At 66.1% G+C, this 23,904-nt stretch carries 22 protein-coding genes; 17 read left to right on the top strand and 5 right to left on the bottom strand.

Going from position 1 to position 23,904, the window contains the following annotated elements; all coding sequences use genetic code 11:
- The first annotated feature begins 49 nt into the window (after positions 1 to 49).
- Together AZ34_RS07455 and hemH are read left to right on the top strand one after the other, a co-directional pair.
- Positions 50 to 2,587 (top strand): penicillin acylase family protein, encoded by a 2,538-nt coding sequence (locus AZ34_RS07455; protein ID WP_035606590.1) that lies wholly within the window; start codon positions 50 to 52, stop codon positions 2,585 to 2,587.
- A gap of 27 nt (positions 2,588 to 2,614) precedes the next feature.
- Positions 2,615 to 3,625, top strand: coding sequence for a ferrochelatase (hemH, locus tag AZ34_RS07450; RefSeq protein WP_051509607.1), 1,011 nt, complete (start codon positions 2,615 to 2,617; stop codon positions 3,623 to 3,625).
- Between the two features lie 46 nt (positions 3,626 to 3,671).
- Here the strand turns inward: hemH and AZ34_RS07445 are convergent, their stop codons facing one another.
- Both AZ34_RS07445 and AZ34_RS07440 read right to left on the bottom strand, forming a co-directional pair.
- Positions 3,672 to 4,232 carry a cysteine hydrolase family protein gene (locus AZ34_RS07445; RefSeq protein WP_035611152.1) on the bottom strand — a complete coding sequence of 187 codons (561 nt, stop codon included), beginning with the start codon at positions 4,230 to 4,232 and terminating at the stop codon, positions 3,672 to 3,674.
- A 50-nt stretch (positions 4,233 to 4,282) separates the two neighbouring features.
- Positions 4,283 to 4,945 (bottom strand): glutathione S-transferase family protein, encoded by a 663-nt coding sequence (locus tag AZ34_RS07440; RefSeq protein WP_035606582.1) that lies wholly within the window; start codon positions 4,943 to 4,945, stop codon positions 4,283 to 4,285.
- Between the two features lie 296 nt (positions 4,946 to 5,241).
- Between AZ34_RS07440 and AZ34_RS07435 the strand changes: the two genes are divergently transcribed.
- From AZ34_RS07435 to AZ34_RS07380, 12 genes are all read left to right on the top strand, one after another.
- The gene (locus AZ34_RS07435) at positions 5,242 to 5,664 is read left to right on the top strand and encodes an RNA-binding S4 domain-containing protein (protein WP_035606579.1); all 423 of its coding nucleotides are present in this window, start codon (positions 5,242 to 5,244) and stop codon (positions 5,662 to 5,664) included.
- A 253-nt stretch (positions 5,665 to 5,917) separates the two neighbouring features.
- Positions 5,918 to 6,844 (top strand): MerR family transcriptional regulator, encoded by a 927-nt coding sequence (locus tag AZ34_RS07430; protein ID WP_035606576.1) that lies wholly within the window; start codon positions 5,918 to 5,920, stop codon positions 6,842 to 6,844.
- 4 nt (positions 6,845 to 6,848) lie between these two features.
- Positions 6,849 to 7,928, top strand: a complete 1,080-nt coding sequence (locus AZ34_RS07425; protein ID WP_051509606.1) for an SAM-dependent methyltransferase — start codon at positions 6,849 to 6,851, stop codon at positions 7,926 to 7,928.
- Between the two features lie 84 nt (positions 7,929 to 8,012).
- Positions 8,013 to 8,561 (top strand): DUF2878 domain-containing protein, encoded by a 549-nt coding sequence (locus tag AZ34_RS07420; RefSeq protein ID WP_035606572.1) that lies wholly within the window; start codon positions 8,013 to 8,015, stop codon positions 8,559 to 8,561.
- Positions 8,554 to 9,342 (top strand): DUF1295 domain-containing protein, encoded by a 789-nt coding sequence (locus AZ34_RS07415; protein ID WP_035606569.1) that lies wholly within the window; start codon positions 8,554 to 8,556, stop codon positions 9,340 to 9,342. Before AZ34_RS07420 ends, AZ34_RS07415 begins: the two co-directional genes overlap by 8 nt.
- Positions 9,339 to 10,049 (top strand): DUF6134 family protein, encoded by a 711-nt coding sequence (locus tag AZ34_RS07410; RefSeq protein ID WP_155831743.1) that lies wholly within the window; start codon positions 9,339 to 9,341, stop codon positions 10,047 to 10,049. Before AZ34_RS07415 ends, AZ34_RS07410 begins: the two co-directional genes overlap by 4 nt.
- 29 nt (positions 10,050 to 10,078) lie before the next feature.
- The gene (locus tag AZ34_RS07405) at positions 10,079 to 10,639 is read left to right on the top strand and encodes a lipocalin family protein (protein WP_035606566.1); all 561 of its coding nucleotides are present in this window, start codon (positions 10,079 to 10,081) and stop codon (positions 10,637 to 10,639) included.
- Positions 10,639 to 11,595, top strand: a complete 957-nt coding sequence (locus tag AZ34_RS07400) for an acyl-CoA desaturase (protein WP_081767124.1) — start codon at positions 10,639 to 10,641, stop codon at positions 11,593 to 11,595. The genes AZ34_RS07405 and AZ34_RS07400 overlap by 1 nt, the downstream gene beginning before the upstream one ends.
- On the top strand, positions 11,592 to 12,842 hold the full coding sequence (locus AZ34_RS07395; RefSeq protein WP_035606563.1) for an NAD(P)/FAD-dependent oxidoreductase: 1,251 nt from the start codon (positions 11,592 to 11,594) through the stop codon (positions 12,840 to 12,842). Before AZ34_RS07400 ends, AZ34_RS07395 begins: the two co-directional genes overlap by 4 nt.
- Positions 12,835 to 13,638 carry a DUF1365 domain-containing protein gene (locus tag AZ34_RS07390; protein ID WP_035606560.1) on the top strand — a complete coding sequence of 268 codons (804 nt, stop codon included), beginning with the start codon at positions 12,835 to 12,837 and terminating at the stop codon, positions 13,636 to 13,638. The genes AZ34_RS07395 and AZ34_RS07390 overlap by 8 nt, the downstream gene beginning before the upstream one ends.
- Positions 13,635 to 14,903: an SAM-dependent methyltransferase gene (locus tag AZ34_RS07385; protein ID WP_081767123.1), complete on the top strand. Its 1,269-nt coding sequence runs from the start codon at positions 13,635 to 13,637 to the stop codon at positions 14,901 to 14,903. The genes AZ34_RS07390 and AZ34_RS07385 overlap by 4 nt, the downstream gene beginning before the upstream one ends.
- 50 nt (positions 14,904 to 14,953) lie before the next feature.
- Positions 14,954 to 16,594, top strand: coding sequence for a methyl-accepting chemotaxis protein (locus AZ34_RS07380; protein WP_035606557.1), 1,641 nt, complete (start codon positions 14,954 to 14,956; stop codon positions 16,592 to 16,594).
- On the opposite strand, the gene AZ34_RS07375 is transcribed toward AZ34_RS07380, so the two are convergent.
- Together AZ34_RS07375 and AZ34_RS07370 are read right to left on the bottom strand one after the other, a co-directional pair.
- The gene (locus AZ34_RS07375) at positions 16,575 to 18,500 is read right to left on the bottom strand and encodes an FAD-binding monooxygenase (RefSeq protein ID WP_035606554.1); all 1,926 of its coding nucleotides are present in this window, start codon (positions 18,498 to 18,500) and stop codon (positions 16,575 to 16,577) included. The genes AZ34_RS07380 and AZ34_RS07375 overlap by 20 nt on opposite strands.
- Before the next feature lie 189 nt (positions 18,501 to 18,689).
- Positions 18,690 to 19,157: a MarR family winged helix-turn-helix transcriptional regulator gene (locus AZ34_RS07370; protein WP_231495484.1), complete on the bottom strand. Its 468-nt coding sequence runs from the start codon at positions 19,155 to 19,157 to the stop codon at positions 18,690 to 18,692.
- Positions 19,158 to 19,337: 180 nt separating this feature from the next.
- Here AZ34_RS07370 and AZ34_RS07365 point away from each other — a divergent pair, with 180 nt between their 5' ends.
- Genes AZ34_RS07365 through AZ34_RS07355 form a run of 3 tightly spaced genes read left to right on the top strand, consistent with a single transcriptional unit; the run spans position 19,338 to position 22,493 of the window.
- Positions 19,338 to 21,032, top strand: a complete 1,695-nt coding sequence (locus tag AZ34_RS07365; protein ID WP_231495483.1) for a DNA-3-methyladenine glycosylase 2 family protein — start codon at positions 19,338 to 19,340, stop codon at positions 21,030 to 21,032.
- Positions 21,029 to 21,613 carry a methylated-DNA--[protein]-cysteine S-methyltransferase gene (locus AZ34_RS07360; protein ID WP_035606548.1) on the top strand — a complete coding sequence of 195 codons (585 nt, stop codon included), beginning with the start codon at positions 21,029 to 21,031 and terminating at the stop codon, positions 21,611 to 21,613. Before AZ34_RS07365 ends, AZ34_RS07360 begins: the two co-directional genes overlap by 4 nt.
- Entirely contained in the window at positions 21,600 to 22,493 is an 894-nt protein-coding gene (locus tag AZ34_RS07355) for a DMT family transporter (RefSeq protein WP_035606544.1), read from the top strand. The genes AZ34_RS07360 and AZ34_RS07355 overlap by 14 nt, the downstream gene beginning before the upstream one ends.
- A gap of 42 nt (positions 22,494 to 22,535) precedes the next feature.
- On the opposite strand, the gene AZ34_RS07350 is transcribed toward AZ34_RS07355, so the two are convergent.
- Positions 22,536 to 23,894, bottom strand: a complete 1,359-nt coding sequence (locus AZ34_RS07350; protein WP_051509603.1) for an HsdM family class I SAM-dependent methyltransferase — start codon at positions 23,892 to 23,894, stop codon at positions 22,536 to 22,538.
- Positions 23,895 to 23,904 lie beyond the last annotated feature (10 nt).

Raw genomic sequence — 23,904 nt, 5'->3', positions numbered from 1 at the left:
CCCTCGTTCACCGCCCCCAGTGGTCCACGGTCCATTCCAGACACTGCGCATGAAAACCCTGTTCAAACTCCTCGCCGTCTCCCTGCTGACCCTGTTCCTCGCCCTCTTGCTGGCGGCCGCGCTGGGCTATGGGTACGCGCGCAGCAAGCTGCCGCAACGTGATGGCGAGCTTTTCCTGCGTGGCCTCACGGCGCCGGTGCAGGTGCGCTGGGACGAACGTGGCGTGCCCCACATCCAGGCTCAAAACGAGACGGACCTCTACCGCGCCCTGGGTTTTCTGCACGCGCAAGACCGTCTGTTCCAGATGGAACTGATGCGCCGCCTGGCCAAGGGCGAGCTGGCCGAAATCCTCGGCCCCAAATTGCTGGAAACGGACAAGCTGTTCCGCACCCTGGGCTTGCGCACGCAGGCCGAGGTGCGCGTCAGGGCCATCAATCCGCGTCACCCCTCCTGGCCCGTGCTGCAGGCTTACCTGGATGGCATCAACGAATTCCAGGAAACACGCCCCCTGCCCCTGGAATTCGAGATCCTGGGCATCCACAACCCACTGCCCTACTCGCCCGAGGACACGCTGGCCGTCACCGGCTACCTGGCCTACAGCTTCGCCGCCGCCTTGCGCACCGAGCCGGTGTTGACTTTTGTGCGCGACCGGCTCGGCCCCGACCACCTGCGCATCTTCGACGTGGACTGGAACCCGCTGGGCGTGCTCAGCCCGCAGGCCCAGCTCCTGGGCCAGGCCCGGCCGGACGATGGCAAGGCCACGCGCGGCGCAGCGCTCGCGCCGCCTTCTCCTTCGGCCTTGAGCGACGCCGACTGGCGTACCTTGGCCCGCGTGGGTGAAGTCAGCCAGCAAGCCATGGAACTGGCGGGTGTACCTTTGCTGGAAGGCAGCAATGCCTGGGCCCTCTCGGGGCGGCGCACGGCCAGCGGCAAGCCCATGCTGGCGGGTGACCCGCACATCGCCTTCAGCCTGCCCGCCGTCTGGTGGGAGGCGCACCTCAGCGTCCCTGCGTCGGCCAACACCCCGGGCTTTGAACTCTACGGCCACTTCCAGGCTCTGAGTCCTTATGCCCTGCTGGGCCACAACGGCAAGTTCGGCTGGAGCCTGACGATGTTCCAGAACGACGACATGGACCTGGTGGCCCTGCGCCCGAACCCCGCAAACTCGCGTCAAGTCTGGTACCGGGGGCTATGGGTCGATCTCGGTACACGCCAGGAAGTGATCGAGGTCAAGGGCGGTGAACCCGAAGCGCTGCAAATCCGGCAATCGCCCTACGGCCCCATCATCAACCAGGTCTATGCCGACACGCTGGGCGGCGATGCGTCGGCCACGCCCGTGGCCCTCTGGTGGACCTTGTACGAGGCCGAGAACCCCATCATCGAAGCCTTCCACGAACTCAACCGCGCCGACACCTTGGCCAAGGCCCGACAAGCCTCCAGCAAGCTGCATGTGCCTGGCCTGAACATCGTCTGGGCGAATGCGGCGGGGGACATCGGCTGGTGGGCCGCGGCCAAGCTGGTGCAACGGCCGGCCGGCGTGAACCCCAGCTTCATCTTGGACAGCGCGCAAGGCCAGGCGGAAAAGCCCGGCTACTACCGCTTCGCCGACAACCCGCAGGAGGAAAACCCCGCGCGCGGCTACATCGTCTCGGGCAACCAGCAGCCCCTGCCGCGCAGCGGCGTGCCGGTCTACGGCTATTACAACAATGCCGAGCGCGCGCGTCGCCTGGACTTCGTGCTGAGCAACAAGCGCGAGGGCTGGACCGTGGCCGACAGCCAGGCCCTGCAACTCGACGAACAAAGCCGGTACGCGGCGCGCATCCTGGGTCCGCTGCTGCCCTTGCTGCGTGCGGCGGCAGAGCAATCCGAGGAAAACACGCTCGAACAGAAAGTGCTGGTGAACCAACTCGCCGAATGGGATGGCCGTCACGAGGCTGGCAGCATCACCGCGACGGTGTTCAACCAGTTCGTCTACGAGCTGGCGCGTGCAGCCCTGGCCGATGAACTCGGCCCCGCCCTCTTCAACAACCTGCTGCGCACACGCGCCATCGACGCCGCGCTGCCGCGACTCGCCGCCGACGTAAATTCGCCCTGGTGGGACGACCGCGGCACACCCTACGAGCAAGAGACCCGAGCCGACACCGTGGCCCTGGCCTGGGAAGCCGCCCTGGCGCATCTGGTGAAGCTGCATGGGCAGTCGGCCATCAACCGCTGGGCCTGGAGCAGCAACCACCAGCTCACCCACAACCACCCGCTGGGTCAGGTCAAGCCGCTGAACCTGCTCTTCAACGTCGGCCCCTACCCCGTGTCGGGCGGACGTGAGCTGCCCAACAACCTGAACCATGGCGTGGGGCCCGCACCTTGGAGCGTGCACCACGGACCGTCCACCCGCCGCGTCATCGACTTCGCCGCGCCCGGTCAGGCTCAGGGCATCAGCCCCGTGGGCCAAAGCGGCGTGCTGTTCGACCGCCACTACAAGGACCAGGCCGTGGACTACGTGCTCGGCCGCTACCAGACCATGCACCTGGACGCCGACGATGTGCGCAAGTCCACGCGCAGCATCCTCATCCTCCAACCGGATGAATGAACCCGACGAATGACACCGACCTCTCTCATGCCCACCCCCAAGACCGCCGTCCTGCTCTGCAACCTCGGCACGCCCGACGCCCCCACGCCTGCCGCGCTGCGGCGCTACCTGGGTGAGTTCCTGAGTGACCAACGCGTGGTGGAAATTCCGCGCCTGCTCTGGTGGCCCATCCTGCACGGCATCATTCTGCGAGTGCGCCCGGCCAAGTCTGCAAAGAAGTACGCCAGCATCTGGATGCGGGACGGTGACAAATCGGGCTCGCCCCTGCGGGTGTGGACCGAACGGCAAGCCGTTGCCCTGAATGCGCAACTCCAGGCCAGCAGCCCGGACGTGACCGTGCGCTACGCCATGCGCTACGGTTCGCCCTCCATCGCGCAACAGCTCGACGCCCTGCAGGCCGAGGGCGTGCAGCGCATCCTCATCCTGCCCGCCTACCCGCAGTATTCCGGCACCACCACGGCCAGCGTGGTCGATGCCGTGGCGCAATGGACGGGCAAGATCCGCTCCCTGCCCGAGCTGCGCTTCGTCAACCGCTACCACGACGACCCTGGCTACATCAGCGCCCTGGCCGCGCGCATCAAAGCGCATTGGCAAACGCACGGCCGCCCGGATGGCACAACCGGCAAGCTCGTGCTCAGCTTCCACGGCCTGCCCGAGCGCAACCGCACGCTGGGTGACCCGTATTACGACGAATGCCAGCAGACCGCGAGCCTGCTCGCCCAGTCGCTGCAACTCAACGCCGAGCAATACCTCGTCACCTTCCAGTCGCGCTTCGGCGCGGCCAAGTGGCTGCAGCCCTATACCGAACCCACGGTCATGGCCCTGGCCCGATCTGGCGTGCAGCGCGTGGACGTGGCCTGCCCCGGCTTCACCAGCGACTGCATCGAAACCCTGGAAGAAATCGACCAGGAAGTGCGGGAAGCGTTCCTGACTTCGGGCGGGCAGGAGTTCCGCTACATCCCTTGTCTCAATGACGAGGTGGAGTGGGTCAAGGCTTTAGGACAGATCGGGCAAAAGCATCTGAGCGGTTGGTTGTGATCTCGATGAGACCGTCGAGACGCGAGTCGCATTGCGAGGGTCAGACTCAGAAAAGCTGAAGCTTTTCTCGCAGTTCGGCGCTTGACAGGATCTGCGCATACTCACCGTTCAGATTGGCCAAGGCCATGGCATGCACGTCTTCCGCGCTGCGCATGACGCCGTTGTAGTCGGATTTCGCGAACGCGAACGTGGCATCCGATGCGACGTAGGTTGTAAACCCCAGATTCCCCGCGGTGCGCGCCGTGGCTTCGACGGAGTTGTTGGTGCTGACACCCACGATGGCCACGGACTCGATGCTCCTGACACGGAGCCAGCGTTCGAGCCCCGAATGGATGAAGGCGTCCGGGACGTTCTTCTCGACGACATGCTCCGAGTCCAAAGGCCGCAACGCTTCCTGGAATTGAACGCCCGGCTGACCGGGCCAAAACGGAGAGCCGGGCGTTCTTGAGACATGCCGCACATGAACAATTGGGGCCTTTGCATTCCGCCAGGCCTCCAGTGTCATCGCGATGGCTTGCTCTGCCTGAGGATTGTTGCGAGCCCCTGCTGATGGGTCGCGCATGCCGCGTTGCATGTCGATGATGATGAGGGCGGTCATGGGTGTCATCAACATGGCCTCGGTCTGATGTTCAAGGGTAGCGCATCCGTCGCCATGCTCTAAGCCGCATTCTTCTTCAAGGCCTGATACGCGGGCCTGGCCAGACACCCCTTCAACCAAGCACTTGTCAGAGGAAAGTTGTCCATCAACGTCCGCGTCGCTCTCACCCAGAGCAACACGCTCGCGACGCACAGGTCGGCCACGGTGAATCGGTCGGCGGCAATGTGGGCCTCGCCGCGCGCCTGTTGTTGCGCCAGATGCTGCTCCAGCACACGCAAGGGCACGTGCAGGCGGCGCTCGGCCTGGTCGGCAAGCTCAGGCTTGCGCTGGGTTTCCGGCATGCTCAGGCGGTGCATGAGCACGGTGAGCGCGTCCTTCTCCACTTCCGTCATGGTCCAGAAAGACCAGCGCAGGGCTTCGGCGTCCTCGCGCGGCGTGGCGGGCGTGATGCTGCTGCCATCAGCTTGACCATGGTAACGCGCGATGTAGAGCGCGCAGGCCATGCTTTCCCAGATGACGATGTCCCCCCCTACGCTGTCGGGCCGATGGTCGACCACCACGGGCACACGCCCGTTGGGGTTGAGCGACAGGAACTCTGGCGTGCGGCTGTTGCCCTGGCGGTAATCGGTCTGGACATGCTCGAAAGGCAGGCCGAGCTCGGTCGCGGCCCACAGAGGTCGCAGCGCACGGGACGCCAGGATGCCGTAGATGGTCAAGGGCATGAAGTTCCTCTTTGAAGCGCCCGCACCGACCTGCCGGCGACGGCCGGCATGCAATCGATCTGAGCGGGACTGGCATGGATTGTCTTATGCATTCCAGGGTTCCGGCATTCATGCACGGCGCACTCCTCCGCAAATGAAGCGCCTTGAGCAGCTGCGGCAAACGTGCATCCGTGCAGTACGGAGAGGGACCGCGCAGCCTAGAATCGCGCGCAGCAACCCACACCCCACGCATGCCATCCCATCGCGCCGCGCCCCCTTTTGATGCCCAACCGTCGGAGCGCGCCGGGTTGCCCACGATGCGACTGGACAAATGGCTCTGGGCCGCGCGTTTCTACAAAACCCGCGCGCTGGCCGCCGAAGAAATTGGCAAGGGTCGCGCACGCGTGAATGGGCAGCTTGCCAAGCCCGCGCGCGACGTCAGGCCAGGCGATCGGCTGACGCTGCGGCAGGGTGTCGTCGAACGCGAGGTGATCGTGCGGGGCTTGAGCGCCCAGCGCGGGCCAGCCCCGGCGGCGGCTCTGCTCTATGAGGAAACGCCCGAATCCATCGCACGCCGCGCGGCCGCTGACGAACAACAGCGGCTCGCGGCGGAGCCTGCACTCTCGCTCGGCCAGGGCCGCCCCACCAAACGCGATCGCCGTCAGCTCGACCGCCAGCGCAGCGGGTCGCCAGCGGGTGCCAGCGGCTGGGGCGAGCGCTGGAGCGCTTCCCTGGATTGAACTCGGCATAGGCCAAGGGCCGCGTGGGCGGCTCACATCGGCCTGTGGCCGAACACAGCGAGGCGGTCCGAGGCTCACTGCTGGGCTCGAGGTACTGAACAAGCGCTGTACAGGCAGCTCAACACCCCCTGAAAGCTGTATTTCTGTACATATTTGCACCAGTTTTGTATAAATTTTTAAGAAAAATAACCTCAAACACCCCTACGGATTCGGTATTCGTATACATTTTGTACAACTTTTGTACAAGAACCGCATGCCCACCGATCCGTGGCAAGACGCCACCGCCCAGGAGTTCTTTCCGATTCGCACCGTGTCCACGCTGACCGGTGTGAATCCGATCACCCTGCGCGCCTGGGAGCGCCGGCACGGGCTGATCCGCCCGACCCGGACCGCGACGGGGCACCGGGTCTACACCCGGGCCGACATCGACACCGTGCGCCGCATCCTGGCCCTGGTGGATTCGGGCGTGACCATCAGCCATGTGCGCGAGGCGCTGGCAGCGCAGGCACGCGCGCCCTTCTCTCCCGCCGCCGACGATGGCCCTTGGGTCCGCGCGCGCGCGCAGATGGTGGATGCCATCTCGCGCTTTGACGAAGCCCGGCTCGAGACGCTGTACAACGAACTGCTGGCGTTGCATTCGATCGAGGAGGTCACGGCCCGCCTGCTGCTGCCGCTGCTGGTGGACTTGGGCCAGCGCTGGGACAACAACCACCCAGGCGGGATCGCGGAAGAGCATTTTTTTGGCATGTACATGCGCATCAAGCTGGGCGCGCGTCTGCACCACCGCAGCCGCGCCGTGGTCGGCCCCAAGCTGGTGGCGGCCTGCCTGCCCGGCGAACACCATGAAATTGGACTGCTGCTGTTCGCGTTGGCCGCGCATGAGCAGGGCTACCGCATGGTGCTGTTGGGTGCCAACATGCCTCTGGAACAACTGAACTACGCCGCGCGACGCACCCAGGCTGCCGGCATCGTGCTGTCAGGATCGATCGAAGCACCACGGGCACTGCATGTGGAGGCCCTGCCCGCCCTGGTGCGCGACGCCGCCGTCCCCGTCTTCGTCGGCGGCCCGACCTCGGTGCATCAGGAACATGAACTGCGCGCCGCGGGCGCCATTCCGCTCGGCACGGACATCACCCACGGGCTGCGCAAATTGCATCTCACCCTCAACCCCTCGGAGTAAACCCATGACCGCCCTGACCCGGAACGCACCGCCCTCGAAGACGCCAGTGTCCCTCGCACTGCGTTGGGCCGAACAGGGCATCCTGCCCGACGCCCTGATCCGCCACGGCATTCGCCGCCTCACGCGCCAGCGCTTGCAGGAGATCGGGGTCAACGACGCCGAGGCCGGCGCCGAACGCGCAGCACGTTTCATCGCCGCGCTGCCTCACATGCCCGTGGCCCTGGTGCCGGAGGCTGCCAACGCCCAGCATTACGAGGTGCCGGCCGAGTTCTTCCGCCACGCCCTCGGCAAGCACCGCAAGTACAGCTCGGCCTGGTGGCCCGAGGACGTGGGCACACTGGACGAAGCCGAGGCTCGCGGTCTGGCCGCGACCTGCGAGCACGCCGATCTGGCCGATGGGCAGCGCATCCTCGAACTCGGCTGCGGCTGGGGTTCGCTCACGCTTTGGATGGCCGAGCACTACCCGCAGGCGCGCATCACCGCCGTGTCCAACTCCAACTCGCAGCGCGAGCACATCATGGCCGAGGCAAAACGCCGCAATCTGGCCAACGTGAACGTGATCACCCAGGACATGAACCGTTTCGAGGCGCCGGAGCAGTACGACCGCGTGGTGTCGGTCGAGATGCTGGAGCACATGCGCAACTGGGACGAGATCTTCCGCCGCGTCCACGGTTGGCTGCTGCCCGGTGGCCGTTTCTTCATGCACGTCTTCGTGCACCGTGCCGTGCCCTACGCCTTCGAGGTGCGCGACGACAGCGACTGGATGAGCCAGTTCTTCTTCACCGGTGGCATGATGCCCAGCGACGACATGGCCCTGCATTTCCAGCGCGACCTGCGCCTGCTGCGCCGCTGGCGCTGGGACGGCACCCACTACGAGAAGACCGCCAACGCCTGGCTACGCAACATCGATGCGAAACGCGCCGAGGTCATGCCGGTGCTGGCCGCCACCTACGGCCCGGAACAGGCGGCCATGTGGTTTCAGCGCTGGCGCATCTTTTTCATGGCCTGCGCGGAACTGTTCGGTTACGAGCAGGGTCAGCAATGGTGGGTCAGCCACTACCTGTTCGAGCGTCCGGCCGCCTGAGTCTGCACTGGCCGAACAACCACGAGACGACGACCCGCGTTCACACCCCCACGTCATTGACCGCATCCTGATTCAGAGGCCTCCGTGCGCAAACTCATCAACTTCCTGATCTATCAGACCGGCTGGCTGGTCTGCGTGCTGGGCGCCGCCCGGGGCTGGCCTTGGGCCGGCGTGGTTTTCGTGCTGGTGGCCCTGGCCTGGCACCTGCGCCAGGCCGAGGACCCGCGCGCGGAGCTGCGCCTGGCCATGATCGCGGCCCTGGTCGGTGCGCTCTGGGACACCCTGCTGGCCGCGACCGGTATCGTGCAGTTCACCAACGGCGTGCTGATCGAAGGCACCGCAGCGTACTGGATGGTCGCGCTGTGGGTTCTGTTCGGCATGACGCTCAACGTCAGCCTGGCTTGGCTCAAGCAGCACCTGCTCGGCGCCGCCATCCTGGGCGCGGTGGGTGGTCCGCTGGCCTACCTGGCAGGCGCCCGCTTGGGCGCGCTGTCCCTGCCCGATAACAACCTGGCCCTGCCACTGCTGGCCATCGGCTGGGCCTTGATCACCCCTTTGCTGTGTTTGATCGCGCGCCGCCACGACGGCTATCGCGCGAGCACCCCCACGAAATTGGAGCCCTCCCATGTTTGATTGGAATGCCGCCCTCTGGGCCTTGCTCGCCATGAGCCTGCTGGGTGGCGCCGGCTGGCTGCTCAGCCTCGCCAGGCACGATGTCAGCATCGTCGACAGCCTGTGGCCGCTGTTCTTCCTGCTGGGCGCCTGGGTCCATGTGTCCGCCCAGACCGGCTTGGACTCGCCCGGCCCGCGCGCCTTGTTGGTGCTCGGCCTGTTGCTGATCTGGGCCTTGCGTCTTTCGCTCTACTTGACCTGGCGCAACTGGGGGGAGCCCGAAGACCATCGTTACCAAGCCATCCGCGCGCGCAACCAGCCCGGCTTCGCCTTCAAGAGCCTCTACCTGGTCTTCGGCCTGCAGGTTCTGCTGGCCTGGATCATCGCCGCGCCGCTGTTCGCCGCCCTCGCCCAGCCCGCGCCCCTGGGCTGGCTGGACGCCATCGGCGCCCTCGCCTGGCTGATCGGCATGTTGTTTGAAACCGTGGGCGACGCGCAGCTTGCCCGCTTCAAGGCCAATCCGGCGCAGCGCGGTCGCGTGCTGGACACCGGCTTGTGGCGCTACACCCGACACCCCAACTACTTCGGTGAAGCGCTGCTGTGGTGGGGCTTTTTCCTGATCGCCGTCGCGGCCGGTGGCTGGTGGACCGTGTTCGCCCCGCTGCTCATGACCCTGCTCCTGCTCAAGGTCTCGGGTGTGGCCCTGCTGGAGCAAGACATCACCGAGCGCAGGCCGGCCTACGCCGACTACATCCGCCGCACCAACGCCTTCCTGCCTTGGTTCCCGAAGGAGCGGGCGTGAGCCGCGGCCCTTGGCCACATCGGACAGCCCGCGCGAGGCTGCGGGCCAGGCTGGCCCTGGGCTTGAAGATGGGCCTGCGCTCCGGTCTGATCGCCACGTCGCTGACGCTGGGCGCGGCCACGGCCTGGGCCGATGAACGCGTGTGGCAATTCCGCGTGCTGCTTGACGGCGACGAGGTCGGCACCCACAGCTTTCGCGTCAGCGAGGACCCGGCGCGCGGCGCGCGCGAGGTACGCAGCGAGGCGCAGTTCACGGTCCGATTCTTGTTCGTGAATGCCTACCGCTACGCGCACGAAGCCCGCGAGCAGTGGCAGGGCGATTGCCTCGCGCGCATCGAGGCACGCACCGACGACAACGGCGACATCCTGACCGTGCGGGGCGAACGGCGCGAGAACGGTTTCGCGGTGGAAGGGCCCAAGGGCCGCGATCTATACGCAAACTGTGTGATGAGCTTCGCCTACTGGAACCCGCGCATGCTGCGTCAGACCCGGCTACTGAACAGCCAGACCGGTCTGTGGCAGGATGTGCGCATCGACGCGCGAGGCGAAGAGACCTTGGCCGTGCGCGGAACCCCCATCAAAACCCGCCGCTACGCGCTGCGCGGCGAGGACCTGCAGATCGACCTCTGGTACACCGACGCCGACGACTGGGTGCAACTCGAGTCGCGGGTGGCGGGCGGCCGCACCTTGCGCTACCAACGCCTTTGAAGCACTCCCTACCCACACCCGAAACGACCATGCTGCAACGACTCAAACCCCTCCTCGCGACGCTTGGCCTGAGCGGCCTTGTCGGCTTGCTGGCTGGCTGCCAAAGCAGCCCCGTGGCGCCCATGCCCACGGTGCCTCAGGTGGACCTGCCGCGCTTCATGGGCGACTGGTACGTCATCGCCAACATTCCCACCTTCATCGAGCGCGGCGCGCATAACGCCGTCGAGAGCTACCGTCTGGACACGGACGGCACCATCGCCACCACGTTCCGATTCCGCGCCGATGCCTTCGACGGTCCCGAAAAGGTCTACAACCCGCGAGGTTTCGTGCTGGATGCCAGCAATGCCTTGTGGGGCATGCGTTTCGTCTGGCCCATCAAGGCCGACTACCGCATCACCTACCTGGACGCCAACTACAGCCAGACCGTGATCGCGCGCCAAGCGCGCGACTATGTCTGGATCATGGCGCGCACACCCTCGATATCCGAGGCTGACTACGCCACCCTGGTGCGCCATGTCACCGAATTGGGCTACGACGTCAACCGGCTGCAAAAAGTGCCCCAGCGCTGGCCCGCGGCCAAGGAGCAATGATGCGCAGCCTGCTTGCCTGGTTTGACAACCAATCCATTGACGAAAGCCCGCCCGCTGGAGGCCCTCCCGCGCGCCGCGTGGACTGGCTGCGCGTGCTGCCGTTCATCGGTCTGCACCTGGGTTGCCTGGGCGTTTTCTGGACCGGCGTGAGCACAACCGCCGTGATCGTGGCCCTGGCGCTCTACGCCTTGCGCATGTTCGCGATCACGGGCTTCTACCACCGCTATTTCTCGCACAAGGCCTTTCGTGCCTCGCGCGCCATGCAGCTGATCTTCGCTCTGCTCGGCGCCAGCGCTGCCCAGCGCGGACCACTCTGGTGGGCCTCGCACCACCGGCACCACCACGCGCACGCGGACCGTGTAACCGACGCGCATTCCCCGCACCACCAAGGCCTGCTGTGGTCCCACATGGGCTGGTTCCTCGCGCGGGAGAACTTCGCCACCCGCATGGCCCAGGTATCGGACCTGGCGCGATATCCCGAGCTGCGCTTCCTCGACCGCTTCGACGTGCTGGTGCCGGTGCTGCTGGCCGTGAGCCTCTACGGCGCGGGCGAATGGCTGGCCGTCGCCTGGCCCGCGCTGAGCACCGATGGCCCCATGCTGCTGGTCTGGGGCTTCTGCATTTCGACCGTCGTGCTCTACCACGCGACCTTCCTGGTCAACTCGATGGCGCACAAGGTCGGCAGCCGGCGCTACGCCGTGCGCGACACCTCGCGCAACAACTTCTGGCTGGCCCTGCTGACCTTCGGTGAAGGCTGGCACAACAACCACCACCGTTACCCAGGCTCGGCGCGCCAGGGGTTTTACTGGTGGGAAATCGACCTCACTTATTACGGCTTGCGTGCATTGGCCGCCCTGGGCCTGATCCGCGACCTGCGGCCCGTGCCTGCGGCCATCCGCGCCGGTGGGCGCACGGCGCACCCCGAGCACGAAGACCAGGCGGGAGGCTCGGCATGAAGATCGCCATCGTTGGCACCGGCATCGCTGGCAACGTGGTCGCCCACCATCTGGCGCGCGAGCACGACATCACGGTCTATGAAGCCGGCGCTCATGTCGGCGGCCACACCCACACCCATGACGTGCAGTTGGGCGGCCGCAGTTACCAGGTGGACACGGGCTTCATCGTCTACAACGACTGGACCTACCCAAACTTCATCGCCCTGCTCGACGAACTCGGCGTGGCCACGCAACCCAGCAGCATGAGCTTCTCGGTGCGCGACGAGCGCAGCGGTCTCGAATACAACGGCACCACGCTCAACACCTTGTTCGCGCAACGGCGCAACCTGCTGCGCCCGTCTTTCCTGCGCATGATTCGCGACATCCTGCGCTTCAACCGCGAGGCGCCCGCCCTGCTGCAGGACGGTGCCGAGGACATCACGCTGGGTGATTACCTGGAGCGGGGCCGCTACACGCGCGGCTTCATCGAGCACTACGTGGTGCCCATGGGCGCGGCCATCTGGTCCACCGACCCGGTGAACATGCTGGCCTTCCCGGCCCGCTACTTCGTGCGCTTCTTCCACAACCACGGCATGCTCTCGGTCAACGAGCGCCCGCAGTGGCGCGTGATCCGCGGGGGCTCGGCGCGTTACGTGGAGGCCCTGGCGGCACCGTTTCGCGACCGTATCCGGCTGAACACCCCGGTGCAGTCGATACGCCGAGAAGGAAACCACGCCTGGGTACAGGCGCAAGGCCAGGCAGCCGAGCGCTACGACGCGGTCTTTCTGGCCTGCCACAGCGACCAGGCCCTGCGCCTGCTGGCCGACCCCAGCGCAGCCGAAAGCGAGGTGCTGGGCGCCATCCGCTACCAGCCCAACGAGGCCGTGCTGCACACCGACGCGCGCCTGCTGCCGCGCACGCGCCGTGCCTGGGCCGCATGGAACTACCACGTGCTGCCACAGGACACAGGCCGGGTCGCGTTGACCTACAACATGAACATTCTGCAGTCGCTGGATGCGCCCACCCCCTTGCTGGTCACGCTCAACCACAGCGACGCGATTGATCCGGCCAAGGTGATCAAACGCATCCCATACGAACACCCGCTCTACACCCGCGCGGGCGTGGCCGCCCAGGCGCGCCACGGCCAGATCAACGGACCCTTGAACACCTATTACTGCGGTGCCTACTGGCGCTACGGCTTCCACGAGGATGGCGTGGTCAGTGCCCTGACCGCCCTGGAGCATTTCAAGGCGCGTGCCCATGTTTAGCGCGCTCTACGTCGGGCGCGTGCGGCACCGCCGCTTCCAGCCCAGGCCCCATGACTTCCGTTACGGCCTCTACATGGTCTATCTGGACCTGGCCGAGCTGGACCGTGTGTTCGCGGGCCGCTGGTTCTGGTCCACGCGGCGCATGGCTCTGGCCCGCTTCCGGCGCGAGGACTACCTGGGCGACCCAGCCTTGCCACTGGACGAAGCCGTGCGCCAGCGCGTGGCGCAGGCCACGGGGCGGCGGCCGACCGGCCCGATCCGCATGCTCACGCATCTGCGCTACTTCGGTTATGTCTTCAACCCGGTGACGTTCTATTACGTGCACGACGCGGCCGATACCCGGCTGGAGACCATCGTCGCCGAAATCACCAACACACCCTGGAAAGAACGGCACTGCTATGTACTGCCGCAGGACGAGCAGGCCCCCAGGCCCGACCTGCACCGTCACCGTTTCACCAAGGACTTCCACGTGTCGCCCTTCATGCCCATGGAGCAGGACTACGACTGGCGCTTCACCCCACCGGGCGAGACCCTCTCCGTGCACATGGAGAACCTGCAAGCGGGGCAAAAAATCTTCGACGCGACCCTGGCGCTCGAACGCAAGCCACTGACCGGTGCCAACCTCGCGCGCGCCCTTTTGTTTTACCCGGCCATGACCGTGCAGGTCATCGTCGGCATCCACTGGCAGGCGCTCAAGCTCTGGCTCAAGCGCACACCCTTTCACATCCACCCTCGCAAGCGCGCGCTCGATCCGGTGTCGGCGCCCGCCGCGGCACAGCAGGAAACCCGGCCATGAACACCCTCGCGAACAACGCCCCCACCAGCGCACCCGCCTCCATTGCCGGCTACACACCCAAGCCCCACTTTCTCGATGGCTTGGCCCAGCGCGGCGTGCGCGAGCGCTTGGCGCAATTGCGCCATGGCCGCGTCAGCCTGATCGATCAAGGCGAGCGCGTGGACTACGGCATGCCCGACGCACGTTGCCCGCTGAGCGTGCAACTCGAAGTGCTGGACCCGCGTTTCTGGGGCGAGCTGGCCTTTGGCGGCTCCATCGGGGCCGGTGAAGCCTATATGGCAGGTTACTGGCGTTGCGATGATCTGACCAGTCTGGTGCGCATCTTGCTGCAGAACCGGGACGTGCTCGACGGCATGGAAGGCGGGCTGGCCCGGCTGACCGCGCCCCTGCAAAAGATCCTGCACTGGGCCAACCGCAACACACGCAGCGGATCACGCCGCAACATCGCCGCGCATTACGACCTGGGCAATGAACTCTTCGCCCTCTTCCTCGACCCGACCATGATGTACTCCTGCGCGTACTACGAGACGCCGCAGACCACGCTCGAGGACGCCCAACAGGCGAGATTGCACCGCGTCTGCCAGCACCTGAAGCTGGGGCCGGACGACCACCTGTTGGAAATCGGCACCGGCTGGGGCGGGATGGCCATCCACGCGGCCAAGCATTATGGTTGCCGCGTGACCACCACGACCATCTCGCGCCAACAGTACGAACTGGCGCGTGAGCGCGTGGCCGCCGCCGGTTTGCAGGACCGCATCACCTTGCTGCTGGAGGACTACCGCGACCTGGAGGGCCAGTACGACAAGCTGGTGTCCCTCGAAATGATCGAGGCCGTGGGCCACCAGTTCTACGGCGACTACTTCGCGCAATGCGCGCGCCTGCTGAAGGACGATGGTTTGATGCTGCTGCAGGCCATCACCATCGCCGATCAGCGCTACGAAGCAGCGCGCAAGTCCGTGGACTTCATCCAACGCCACATCTTTCCGGGCAGCACCATCCCGTCCATCACGGCCATGCTCAACGCCATCACGGCCGAGACCGACATGAAGCTGGTGCAGCTCGACGACATTGGCCCTCACTACGCCACCACGCTGCGTCACTGGCGCGAGCGCTTCATGGCCCGGCTGGACGAAGTGCGCTTACTCGGTTATCCGGACACGTTCATCCGCATGTGGGATTTCTACCTCTGCTACTGTGAAGGCGGCTTCGAGGAACGCGCCCTGGGCGACGTGCACATGCTGCTCGCGAAGCCCGGCGCCCGGTGAATCTGCCTAGGCAGGTGCCGCCACATCACACCTTCCCCATCTTCCATTTCATGTCCATACGCAACAAACTTCTGCTGGCCTTTGGCTCGGTGGTGGGTATCGTTTTGCTGGCCGTCGGGCTCTCAATCTACCTGCTGTCCGAGGCGAACGCGCGCTTCGACAACTATGTCTCCGGCATCAACGCACGGGCGCTGACCGCCGCGCAAGTGCGTGCCGCGGTGGATCAACGCGCGATCGCCGCGCGCAACCTGGTCCTGGTCACCCGGGCCGAGGACATCAACGAGGAACAACGCATCGCTCAGCAGGCGCACCAGGAGGCCACCGTGGCCCTCAAACGCCTGACCGAGCTGGCGCAGGATCCAGAAGCCTCGCTCCAAGCGCGCGAGTTCATACGCAACATCGCGGCGGTGGAGGCCCAATACGCCCCCGTGGCGCTGAACATCGTGGACCTGGCCGTGCGCGGCCAGCGCGAGGAAGCCATCCGCAAGATGAACGAAGAGTGCCGCCCGCTGCTAGCGCGCTTGATCCAGGCCACCGACAGCTACGCCAAGTTCACCGCCTCACGCGCCGAGCAGCGGGTGGCAGCGGCACGCGAAGCCTATGAAAGTCAACGCATGCTGCTGATCGCGGTGTGTGGACTGGCGATCGTCCTGGCGGTGGTGGCTGGCTTGCTGATTGAGCGCAATCTGCAACATGACCTGGGCACGGAGCCCGCGGAGATGCGCAAACTCGTCGGCACGGTGGCGGCGGGTGACTTGTCGGCGTCGCTCGCGGTGCGTGAAGACGATCAGCGCAGCGTGCTGGCGACCATTGCGCGCATGCAGAACAGCCTGCGCGGCATCGTCGCCACGGTCCGTGAAGAGGCTCGAGAAGTCTCGCTGGCCTCCGAGCAGATCGCCGCAGGCAACGCGGAGCTTGCCTCCCGCACCGAAAGTCAAGCCGGCTCCCTGGAGCAAACGGCGGCGGCCATGGAGCAGTTTGGCGCAACCGTGCGCAAGAACGCCGACAACGCGGCCCGAGCCGACGAACTGGCGCGCCAGGCCCGTGATGTCGCGATGAACGGCGGCGAGGTCGTGGGCCAGGTGGTGCAAACCATGCAGGGCATCAACCAAAGTTCACGCAAGATTTCCGAGATCATCGGCGTGATCGACGGCATTGCCTTCCAGACCAACATCCTGGCGCTGAACGCGGCGGTCGAAGCCGCACGCGCGGGTGAGCAGGGCCGCGGCTTCGCGGTCGTGGCCAGCGAGGTACGCAACCTCGCCGGCCGCAGCGCCGAGGCCGCGAAGCAGATCAAGACCCTGATCACCGGCAGCGTGGAGCAAATCACGCAAGGCACGCAACTGGCGGAAACGGCTGGCGAGACCATGGAACGCATGGTCAGCAGCATCCGCCAGGTGAGCGAGGTGGTGGAAGAGATCGCCAATGCCAGCAAGGAGCAAAGCGCGGGTGTCACGCAGGTCAGCGAGGCCATCGTCTTCATGGACCGCGTCACGCAGGACAATGCGGCCATGGTGGAAGAGATGTCCGTCTCCGCGCGCGGCCTCCATGAAAAATCACAGACCCTGGTGCGCACTGTGGCCAGCTTCCGCCTGCCCGCGGATCAGGCGATCGACGCCAACATGCCCAGGCTGTCTAACGTCCATGGCGCTGCGCCGGGGCAAGGCGCGCTCAAGCGGCTGGCCGCATGAAACCCGCGAAGAAGTCTGCCAGCGCCTGATGCGCCGCCAGCGGCAGGACCAGCGCGATGTACTGGTCCGGGCGCACCACCACCAGGGCGCCCTGCGCGCGGTCCACGCCGCGCAAGTCAAAGATGTCGGGCGCTGGCTTGCCTGGCTTGATCTGGGCGCTGAACACCTTTTCATAGTCGCGCAAACCATGGCGGCCCTTGCGCGGCCACAGAAGCGCGGGCATGGTCTCGATGGCCAGGTCGCGGTGGCTGGGCTGGAAGATGGCACGCAGGTCGAACACCGCGTCCGGGTCCTGGCCGGCGGGGGTGAACTTTCGCACGGGTGAATCGGGCGAGGTCTCCAGAAAACGGCAGAGCGCGCGCACGCCCATGCGCTCGTCCACAGCGTCGTTCTGCCCTGCGAAAGCGTAGAGACGCCAACGCCCGTCGGCTTTGCCGGCATGGCCCAGGTGCACCACCTTGGCATCCGTGATGCGCAGCACCTCGGCGGAGTGGAAACGCGTGCCCACCTCGAAGCCCGTGGCCAGAGCCTGGTGCCTGCCATCACCACAGATCAGCGAGGGGCTGTACTTCGTACCCATGCCAGCGGTGAAGCGCAGGTGTTGCTCAAAATACTTCTGGAACTCCTTGGGGTCCACGCCGCCCCCGCTGCCTTCGCTTGGTTTGTCGCTGATCATCTTGGCCCACTCGCGGTCGAAGTCGATCAGTTGCTGCCCGACGGTCTGCCGCTCGGCGTTGTAGCTGTGCAGCAGCGAGGGCGGGCACAGGCCGCGCAACACGGCAGCCAGCTTCCAGCCCAGGTTGAACGTGTCCTGCATCGAGAAGTTCATGCCCTGGCCCGCCTTGGGGCTGTGAGTGTGGCAAGCGTCGCCCGCGATGAACACGCGTGGCAATTGCTTTGCCTCGCGCCCCGCCGGCACGTCGTCGTATTTGTCGCAGATGCGGTGACCAATCTCGTACACCGACCACCAGGCGACCTCCTTCACCTCCAGCGTGTGCGGCTGGAAGATGCGCTGGGCCGTGCCGATCAGCTGCTCCATGCTGATCTGCCGCTGCGCCACGCGCTCGTCCTCGCCCAGCTTGTCCATCGCCACATAAAAGCGCACCAGATGCCCGCCCTCGCGCGGGATGATCATCAAGCTGCCTTCGCGCGACTGGATCGCCACCTTGTGGCGGATGTCGGGAAAGTCCGTCACGGGCAACACGTCCATCACACCCCAGGCTTGGTGCGCGGCCTCGCCCACCAGCTCACGACCGATGGCCGCACGGGTGGCGCTGCGCGCGCCGTCGCAACCCACCACATAACGGGCGCGCACCGTCTCGCGTTGACCCGCGTGCGCGGCATCGATACGCTCCAGCGTGACGGTCACCGGGTAGTCCGCCGCCGTGGGGTCCACTTGCACGTCCAAGAGCTTGCGGCCGTAGTGCGGCTCCAGTCGGCTGGGGGAATGGCGCATGGTCTCCAGGTAGAAGTCGTGCACACGCGCCTGGTTCAGCACCACATGCGGAAACTCTGACAGACCGTCCTCGGTGTCTTGCACTCGACCGTGGCGCACGATGTGCTCCGGCTTTTTCTCGTCTGGCTTCCAGAACGTCACCTCGTTGATCCAGCACGCCTCTTTCAGCACCCGCTCAGCGAAGTTGAAGGCCTCGAACATTTCCATGGTGCGGCAGGCAATGCCGTCGGCCTGCCCCTTCTCCAGCGGGCCCTCCTTCTGCTCGACGATGGCGGTGCGTATCTCCGGAAAGGCCGCCAGCTGCGTGGCCAGCGTCAGCCCCGCCGGGCCGCAGCCCACGATGAGCACGTCCACCTGCGCGGGCACGGCGTCGGCGTGTGGCAAGGCCAGGGGCGAAGCGGGATGGATGTGAGGGTCACCGGCGCGAAAGCCGTCGAGGTGGAATTGCATGGCGGATCTCCAGACAGGCCCGAGCTGACTCGGGCAATTTAATATGTATGCATACTATATGCATGCATCTTAATTGCCGTCAAGAGGGCCATCCAGGACCTTGAATCACGCTCGGGTATGACTGCCCGGCGGCAGCGGACCGCAGGGCCGAGCGGCAGAAGCGGCCGTAGCGCGGCCAGAAGGAAGCGCTCAGTCCCGCGCCGGTGTGCTGCTGAGCTCGGCCTGGGCCTCGATGATCAGCGCCATCAAGCGCATCAGCTCCTGACGCTCAGCGGCCGACAGCGGCTCCAGCAAGCGTTCCTGCGTCGTGAGCACGCGCGGGATCACGGCCTTGAGGATGCGCAAGCCCTCGTCCGTCGGGCTGATCAGACGCACGCGGCGGTCTTGCGGGCTCATGCTGCGCAGCACCAGGCCACGCGCCTCCAACCGGTCGATCACCCCGCCGATGGTGGCCGCGTCGTAGCTGATGGACTGCGCCAGCGTTTTTTGGTCGATGCCCGGCTGCTGGCAAATGGCATGCAAGGCCGAGTACTGCACCGGCGTGAGTCCCAGCTCCGCCACCTCCTGGTTGAACAAGGCCACGGCCAACTGCTGCAGCCGCCGCGCCAGGTGGCCGGGCAGGGACCGTGGGTCCAGACTTTTCCATTGCGGGCTCATGTGGGCGTAAGCAGGAGACGGAGGTGAAGGGTTTGAACGCGCTGATGCAGGCATGGCGGCATGCGTCCAGACAGCGTGGTTGATTCTAGTGGCGCGGGTTCACGCAACACGCCGGCGTTCAGCAGCAACATGTCCGAAAACGGCGAGTCCAGTCCTAGCCAACTGCCTATGATCCAGCCCATGGACACCGCACTCGACCCCGAACACTGCTACCCGGCCTTGCTCGCGCGGGATGCCCGGTTCGACGGTGTCTGGTTCGTCGCGGTCCGCACCACCGGCGTTTACTGCCGACCGATCTGCCGCGTGCGCCCGCCCAAGCGCGAGAACTGCAGCTTCTTCCCGACCGCCGCGCTCGCGGAAGCGGCGCATTTCCGACCCTGCCTGAAATGCCGGCCCGAACTGGCGCCACTCGCCCGCCGCTGGAGCGCGATGGACGCGACCGACGTGTTGGCACGCGAAGCCGCGCGCTGGCTGGACGAATGCGCACCCGAATCCGCGTCACTGCCCGCACTGTCGGCCCATCTCGGTGTCAGCGAACGGCACGTGCGCCGCGTCTTCACCGCCGTGCACGGTGTTGGTCCGCTGCAGTACCTGCAGACTCGCCGGCTGCTGCTCGCCAAGCATCTGTTGACCGACACGCTGATGCCTGTCTCCGAAGTGGCGTTGGCCGCTGGCTTTGGCAGCCTGCGTCGCTTCAACGCGGCCTTCGTCGAGCACTACCAGCTCAACCCAAGTGCGCTGCGACGCCACGGGGTCAACTCCGCGGCCCCCCCTGTGCCGGACACCACCGAACTGCGGCTGGACCTGCGTCCGCCCTTGCTCGGTCGCGCGCTGCTGCAATTCCTGGCAGCGCGCGCGGTGCCGGGTGTCGAACGGGTCGATGTCGAGGCGATGACCGTGCTGCGCAGCGTGCGCCTGAGCCGCCCCAACGCCGAGGACTTGCTGGGTTGGGTGCAGGTTCGGCTGCCACCGGACGAGGCGGAACGACCACAGCTGCGGGTGCGGCTGAGCGCATCCTTGTGGCCCGCCATCGCCACGCTGATGCCCCGGCTGCGCCGCTGGCTGGACTTGGACGCCGATCCGGCCGCGATCGCCGCCGCGCTCCGCAAGGAGTTCGGTGACGCAGCGACGGGCCTGCGGCTGCCCGGCACCTTGGACCGCTTCGAACTCGCCGTCCGCGCGGTGCTGGGCCAGCAAGTGACCGTGGCCGCGGCCCGCACACTCGCCACGCGACTGATCGCGCGCTTCGGTGAACCTTTGCCCGAGGATCTCCGCGCGCCCGACGGCGTGACCCACGCCTTCCCGCCGCCGCAACGACTCGCCGCCGCGACGGTGGATGACCTCGCCTCGCTGGGCCTGCCGGGGCGGCGCGCCCAGGCGCTGATCTTGCTGGCGCAACAGTGGCCGACGCTGGCATTTGCCCAGGGGCGCGGCGAGGTGGCCTCGGCCATCGCCGAACTCACCGAGTTGCCCGGCCTCGGCCCCTGGACCGCGCACTACATGCTGATGCGCGGCTGGAGCTGGCCCGACGCTTTTCCGCCCGCGGACGTGGTGCTGAAGCAATGCATGGAACATCGCGCCAATCGACCGCTCAAGCCCACGGAAGTGGCCGCCGCCGCACAAGCGTTCGCACCCTACCGCAGCTACGCGGTGCTGCAACTGTGGCGCGAGGCGGCGCAAGCCGCCAGCCTGCGCAGCGCCGAAGGTGCCTCTGGGCGCGACACCGGACACAAGGTCACGTACACGGTCCAACGCACGGGGAAAAGCACCGTCAAGGGCAAGGTCCAACATGCACCTCAAGTTGCGACGAGACGCACGACCGATCAGAAGCGCCGCGACCGATCCACCCCCCACCCGCCTGGAGCCGCCTCATGAAGCACCTCTGCCACACCACCCTGGACACGCCGCTGGGCACCGTGCTGATCGCACGCAACGCGGAAGGCCTGTCTGGCCTCTGGTTCGAGGGCCAGAAGTACCATCCCGGCACGCTGACGGCACCGCGACGCGACGATGACGCGCTGTTGACAGAAGCTGTCATCCATTTGTGCGATTATTTCGCTGGCAAGCCCTTGCGCGTGCTGCCGGTGTCGCCCTCAGGCACGCCATTTCAGCAAGCCGTTTGGCGCGCCTTGCTTACCATCCCGGCAGGCACGACGCTGAGCTACGGCGAACTGGCCCGACGGGCCGGCCGACCGGACGCGGTGCGCGCGGTGGCCGCGGCGGTAGGGCGCAATCCCGTGTCGGTGATCATTCCCTGCCATCGGGTGCTGGGCGCCGACGGTGCGCTGACCGGTTATGCCGGTGGCCTGCCCCGCAAGCAGGCGCTGCTGAGGCTGGAAGGCGCATGTCGCGAGACCACGGCAAGCGCTCCGGTCACCGCAACAGCTTCCAGCGCACGATCCCGGACGGCCCTGTCGTCGTCCCTGAACTTTGGAGCATTTTTTGAAGCAACGTGATGTGTTGGAGTTGATGGTGCTGGCCGCCATCTGGGGGGCGTCTTTTTTGTTCATGCGGGTGGCCGCGCCGGAGTTCGGCCCCGTCGCCACCGCCGCAGTGCGGGTGGCCGGTGCGTCCTTGCTCCTGCTGCCGCTGATGGCCTTGCGGGAAGGGCTCACGGACCTGCGCGTCCACTGGAAGGGCCTGCTGCTGGTCGGCTTCTTGAACGGCGCCCTCCCGTTTGCGCTGTTCAGCTTCGCGGCCTTGTCCATCAACGCGGGTCTGTCCAGCATCCTCAACGCCACCACGCCGATGTGGGGTGCGCTGGTCGCCTGGGCCTGGTTCGGGCAGCGACTGGACGCATCGCGCCTGGTCGGTTTGGCGCTCGGCTTTGGCGGCGTGGTGCTGCTGGCCTGGGACAAGGCCTCGTTCACGCCTGGCGGCGGCGGCTTGGCCATCCTGGCCTGCCTGACCGCGACACTCTGTTATGGCATCGCCGCCAGCGCCACCAAGCGCTACCTGGGCGCGGCCAGCCCGCTCGCCGTCGCGACTGGTAGCCAGTTCTTCGCCGCCTTGCTGCTGGCCCTGCCCGCGCTCGCGCAGCAGCCGGCCACCCTGCCCAGCGCCAAAGCCTGGGTCGCGGTCACGCTGCTGGCCTTGCTCTGCACCAGCGTCGCCTACATCCTGTTCTTCCGCTTGATGAAGCGGGTCGGACCGACCAATACCATCTCGGTAACCTTCCTGATCCCAGTGTTCGCGCTGCTGTGGGGCTGGCTGCTGCTGGACGAAACCGTGAACCTGGCGATGGCGCTGGGCTGCGGCGTCGTACTGCTGGGCACCGCGCTGGCGGTGGGGGTGATCAGGCTACCGATGATCGGGGCGGCGCCGGCCGCGAAGTAAGGACCACGCGCACCTCGGCGTTCAGCCTTCGGTGGTTTCGGACTACAGGTCGCCTGCGATCAAACGGAACTGCTCCAGGGCTGCCTGCAGGTCTTCGACGATCTCTTGGGCGATCACCTCGGGCGGCGGCAGGTTGTCGCTGTCGGCCAGTGATTCGTCCTTGAGCCAGAAGATGTCCAGACTGGCCTTGTCACGCGCCACCAGCTCGTCGTAGCTGTAGGCACGCCAGCGCCCGTCCGGGTTCTCGGCGCTCCAAGTGGGCTTGCGCTTCTGGCGCTTGCCCACGTTGTAGAGATCCACAAACTCGTCCAGATCGGCACGCTGCAACGGGCTGGTCTTGAGCGTGAAATGCTTGTTGGTGCGCAGGTCGTAGATCCACAGCTGCTTCGTCCACGGCGTCTCGCTGGCCGGCTTCTTGTCAAAGAACAGCACATTGGCCTTCACGCCCTGGGCATAGAACAGGCCCGTCGGCAGGCGCAGCAGCGTATGCAAATCGCACTCATGCAGCAGCTTGCGGCGGATGGTCTCCCCCGCGCCACCTTCAAACAATACGTTGTCAGGCAGCACCACCGCCGCGCGTCCATGGGTCGCAAGCAGGGTTTTGATGTGCTGCACGAAATTCAACTGTTTGTTGCTCGTAGTGGCCAAGAAATCGTCGCGCTCGATGGTGTCTTTCTCGGTGCTGGTGCGACCATCTTCACCCACGATCACCGTGCTGCTTTTCTTGCCAAAAGGCGGGTTGGCCAGCACCACGTCAAAGCGCTCACCCGGATCAGTGGCCAGGGCATCACCCACCACCACCGGCACCGATTTCTCCGAGCCGATGCCGTGCAGCAACAGGTTCATCGCGCAAATGCGCGCCGTGGCCTGCACCAGCTCGTAGCCGGTGAAGGTCTTTTCCTTGAGGTGCTTGAGCTGGTCGCGCGTGAGGTTCTTGTTGTGCGCCACCATGTAGTTGTGCGCGGCGAACAGAAAGCCGCCCGTGCCGCAGGCCGGGTCGGTGATGCGCTCGCCCGGCTGCGGCGCGATGCAGTCCACCATGGCCTGGATCAGTGCGCGCGGCGTGAAGTACTGCCCCGCGCCGCTCTTGGTGTCCTGCGCGTTCTTTTCCAGCAGGCCCTCGTAGGCGTCGCCCTTCACGTCGACGCCGAGGATGGTCCAGGTCTCGCTGTCGATCAGGTCCACGATCACACGACGCAGCTTGGCAGGGTCCTGAAACTTGTTCTGCGCCTTGCCGAAGATCAGGCCCAGCGTCCCTTTCTGCTGTCCCAAAGCCTCCAGCACATGGCGGTAGTGGTCAAACAGATCATCGCCGTCCTTGGCCAACAGCGAGGGCCAGGAGTACGCGCCCGGCACGATGCTGGCCTGGTTGTGCGGCGGCTGGGCGCGCTCGTCGGCCATCTTGAGGAAG

It is taken from the genome of Hylemonella gracilis str. Niagara R, assembly GCF_000600295.1.
Classification (GTDB): domain Bacteria; phylum Pseudomonadota; class Gammaproteobacteria; order Burkholderiales; family Burkholderiaceae_C; genus Hylemonella; species Hylemonella gracilis_A.
This window is presented reverse-complemented; position numbering and strand designations above follow the sequence as displayed.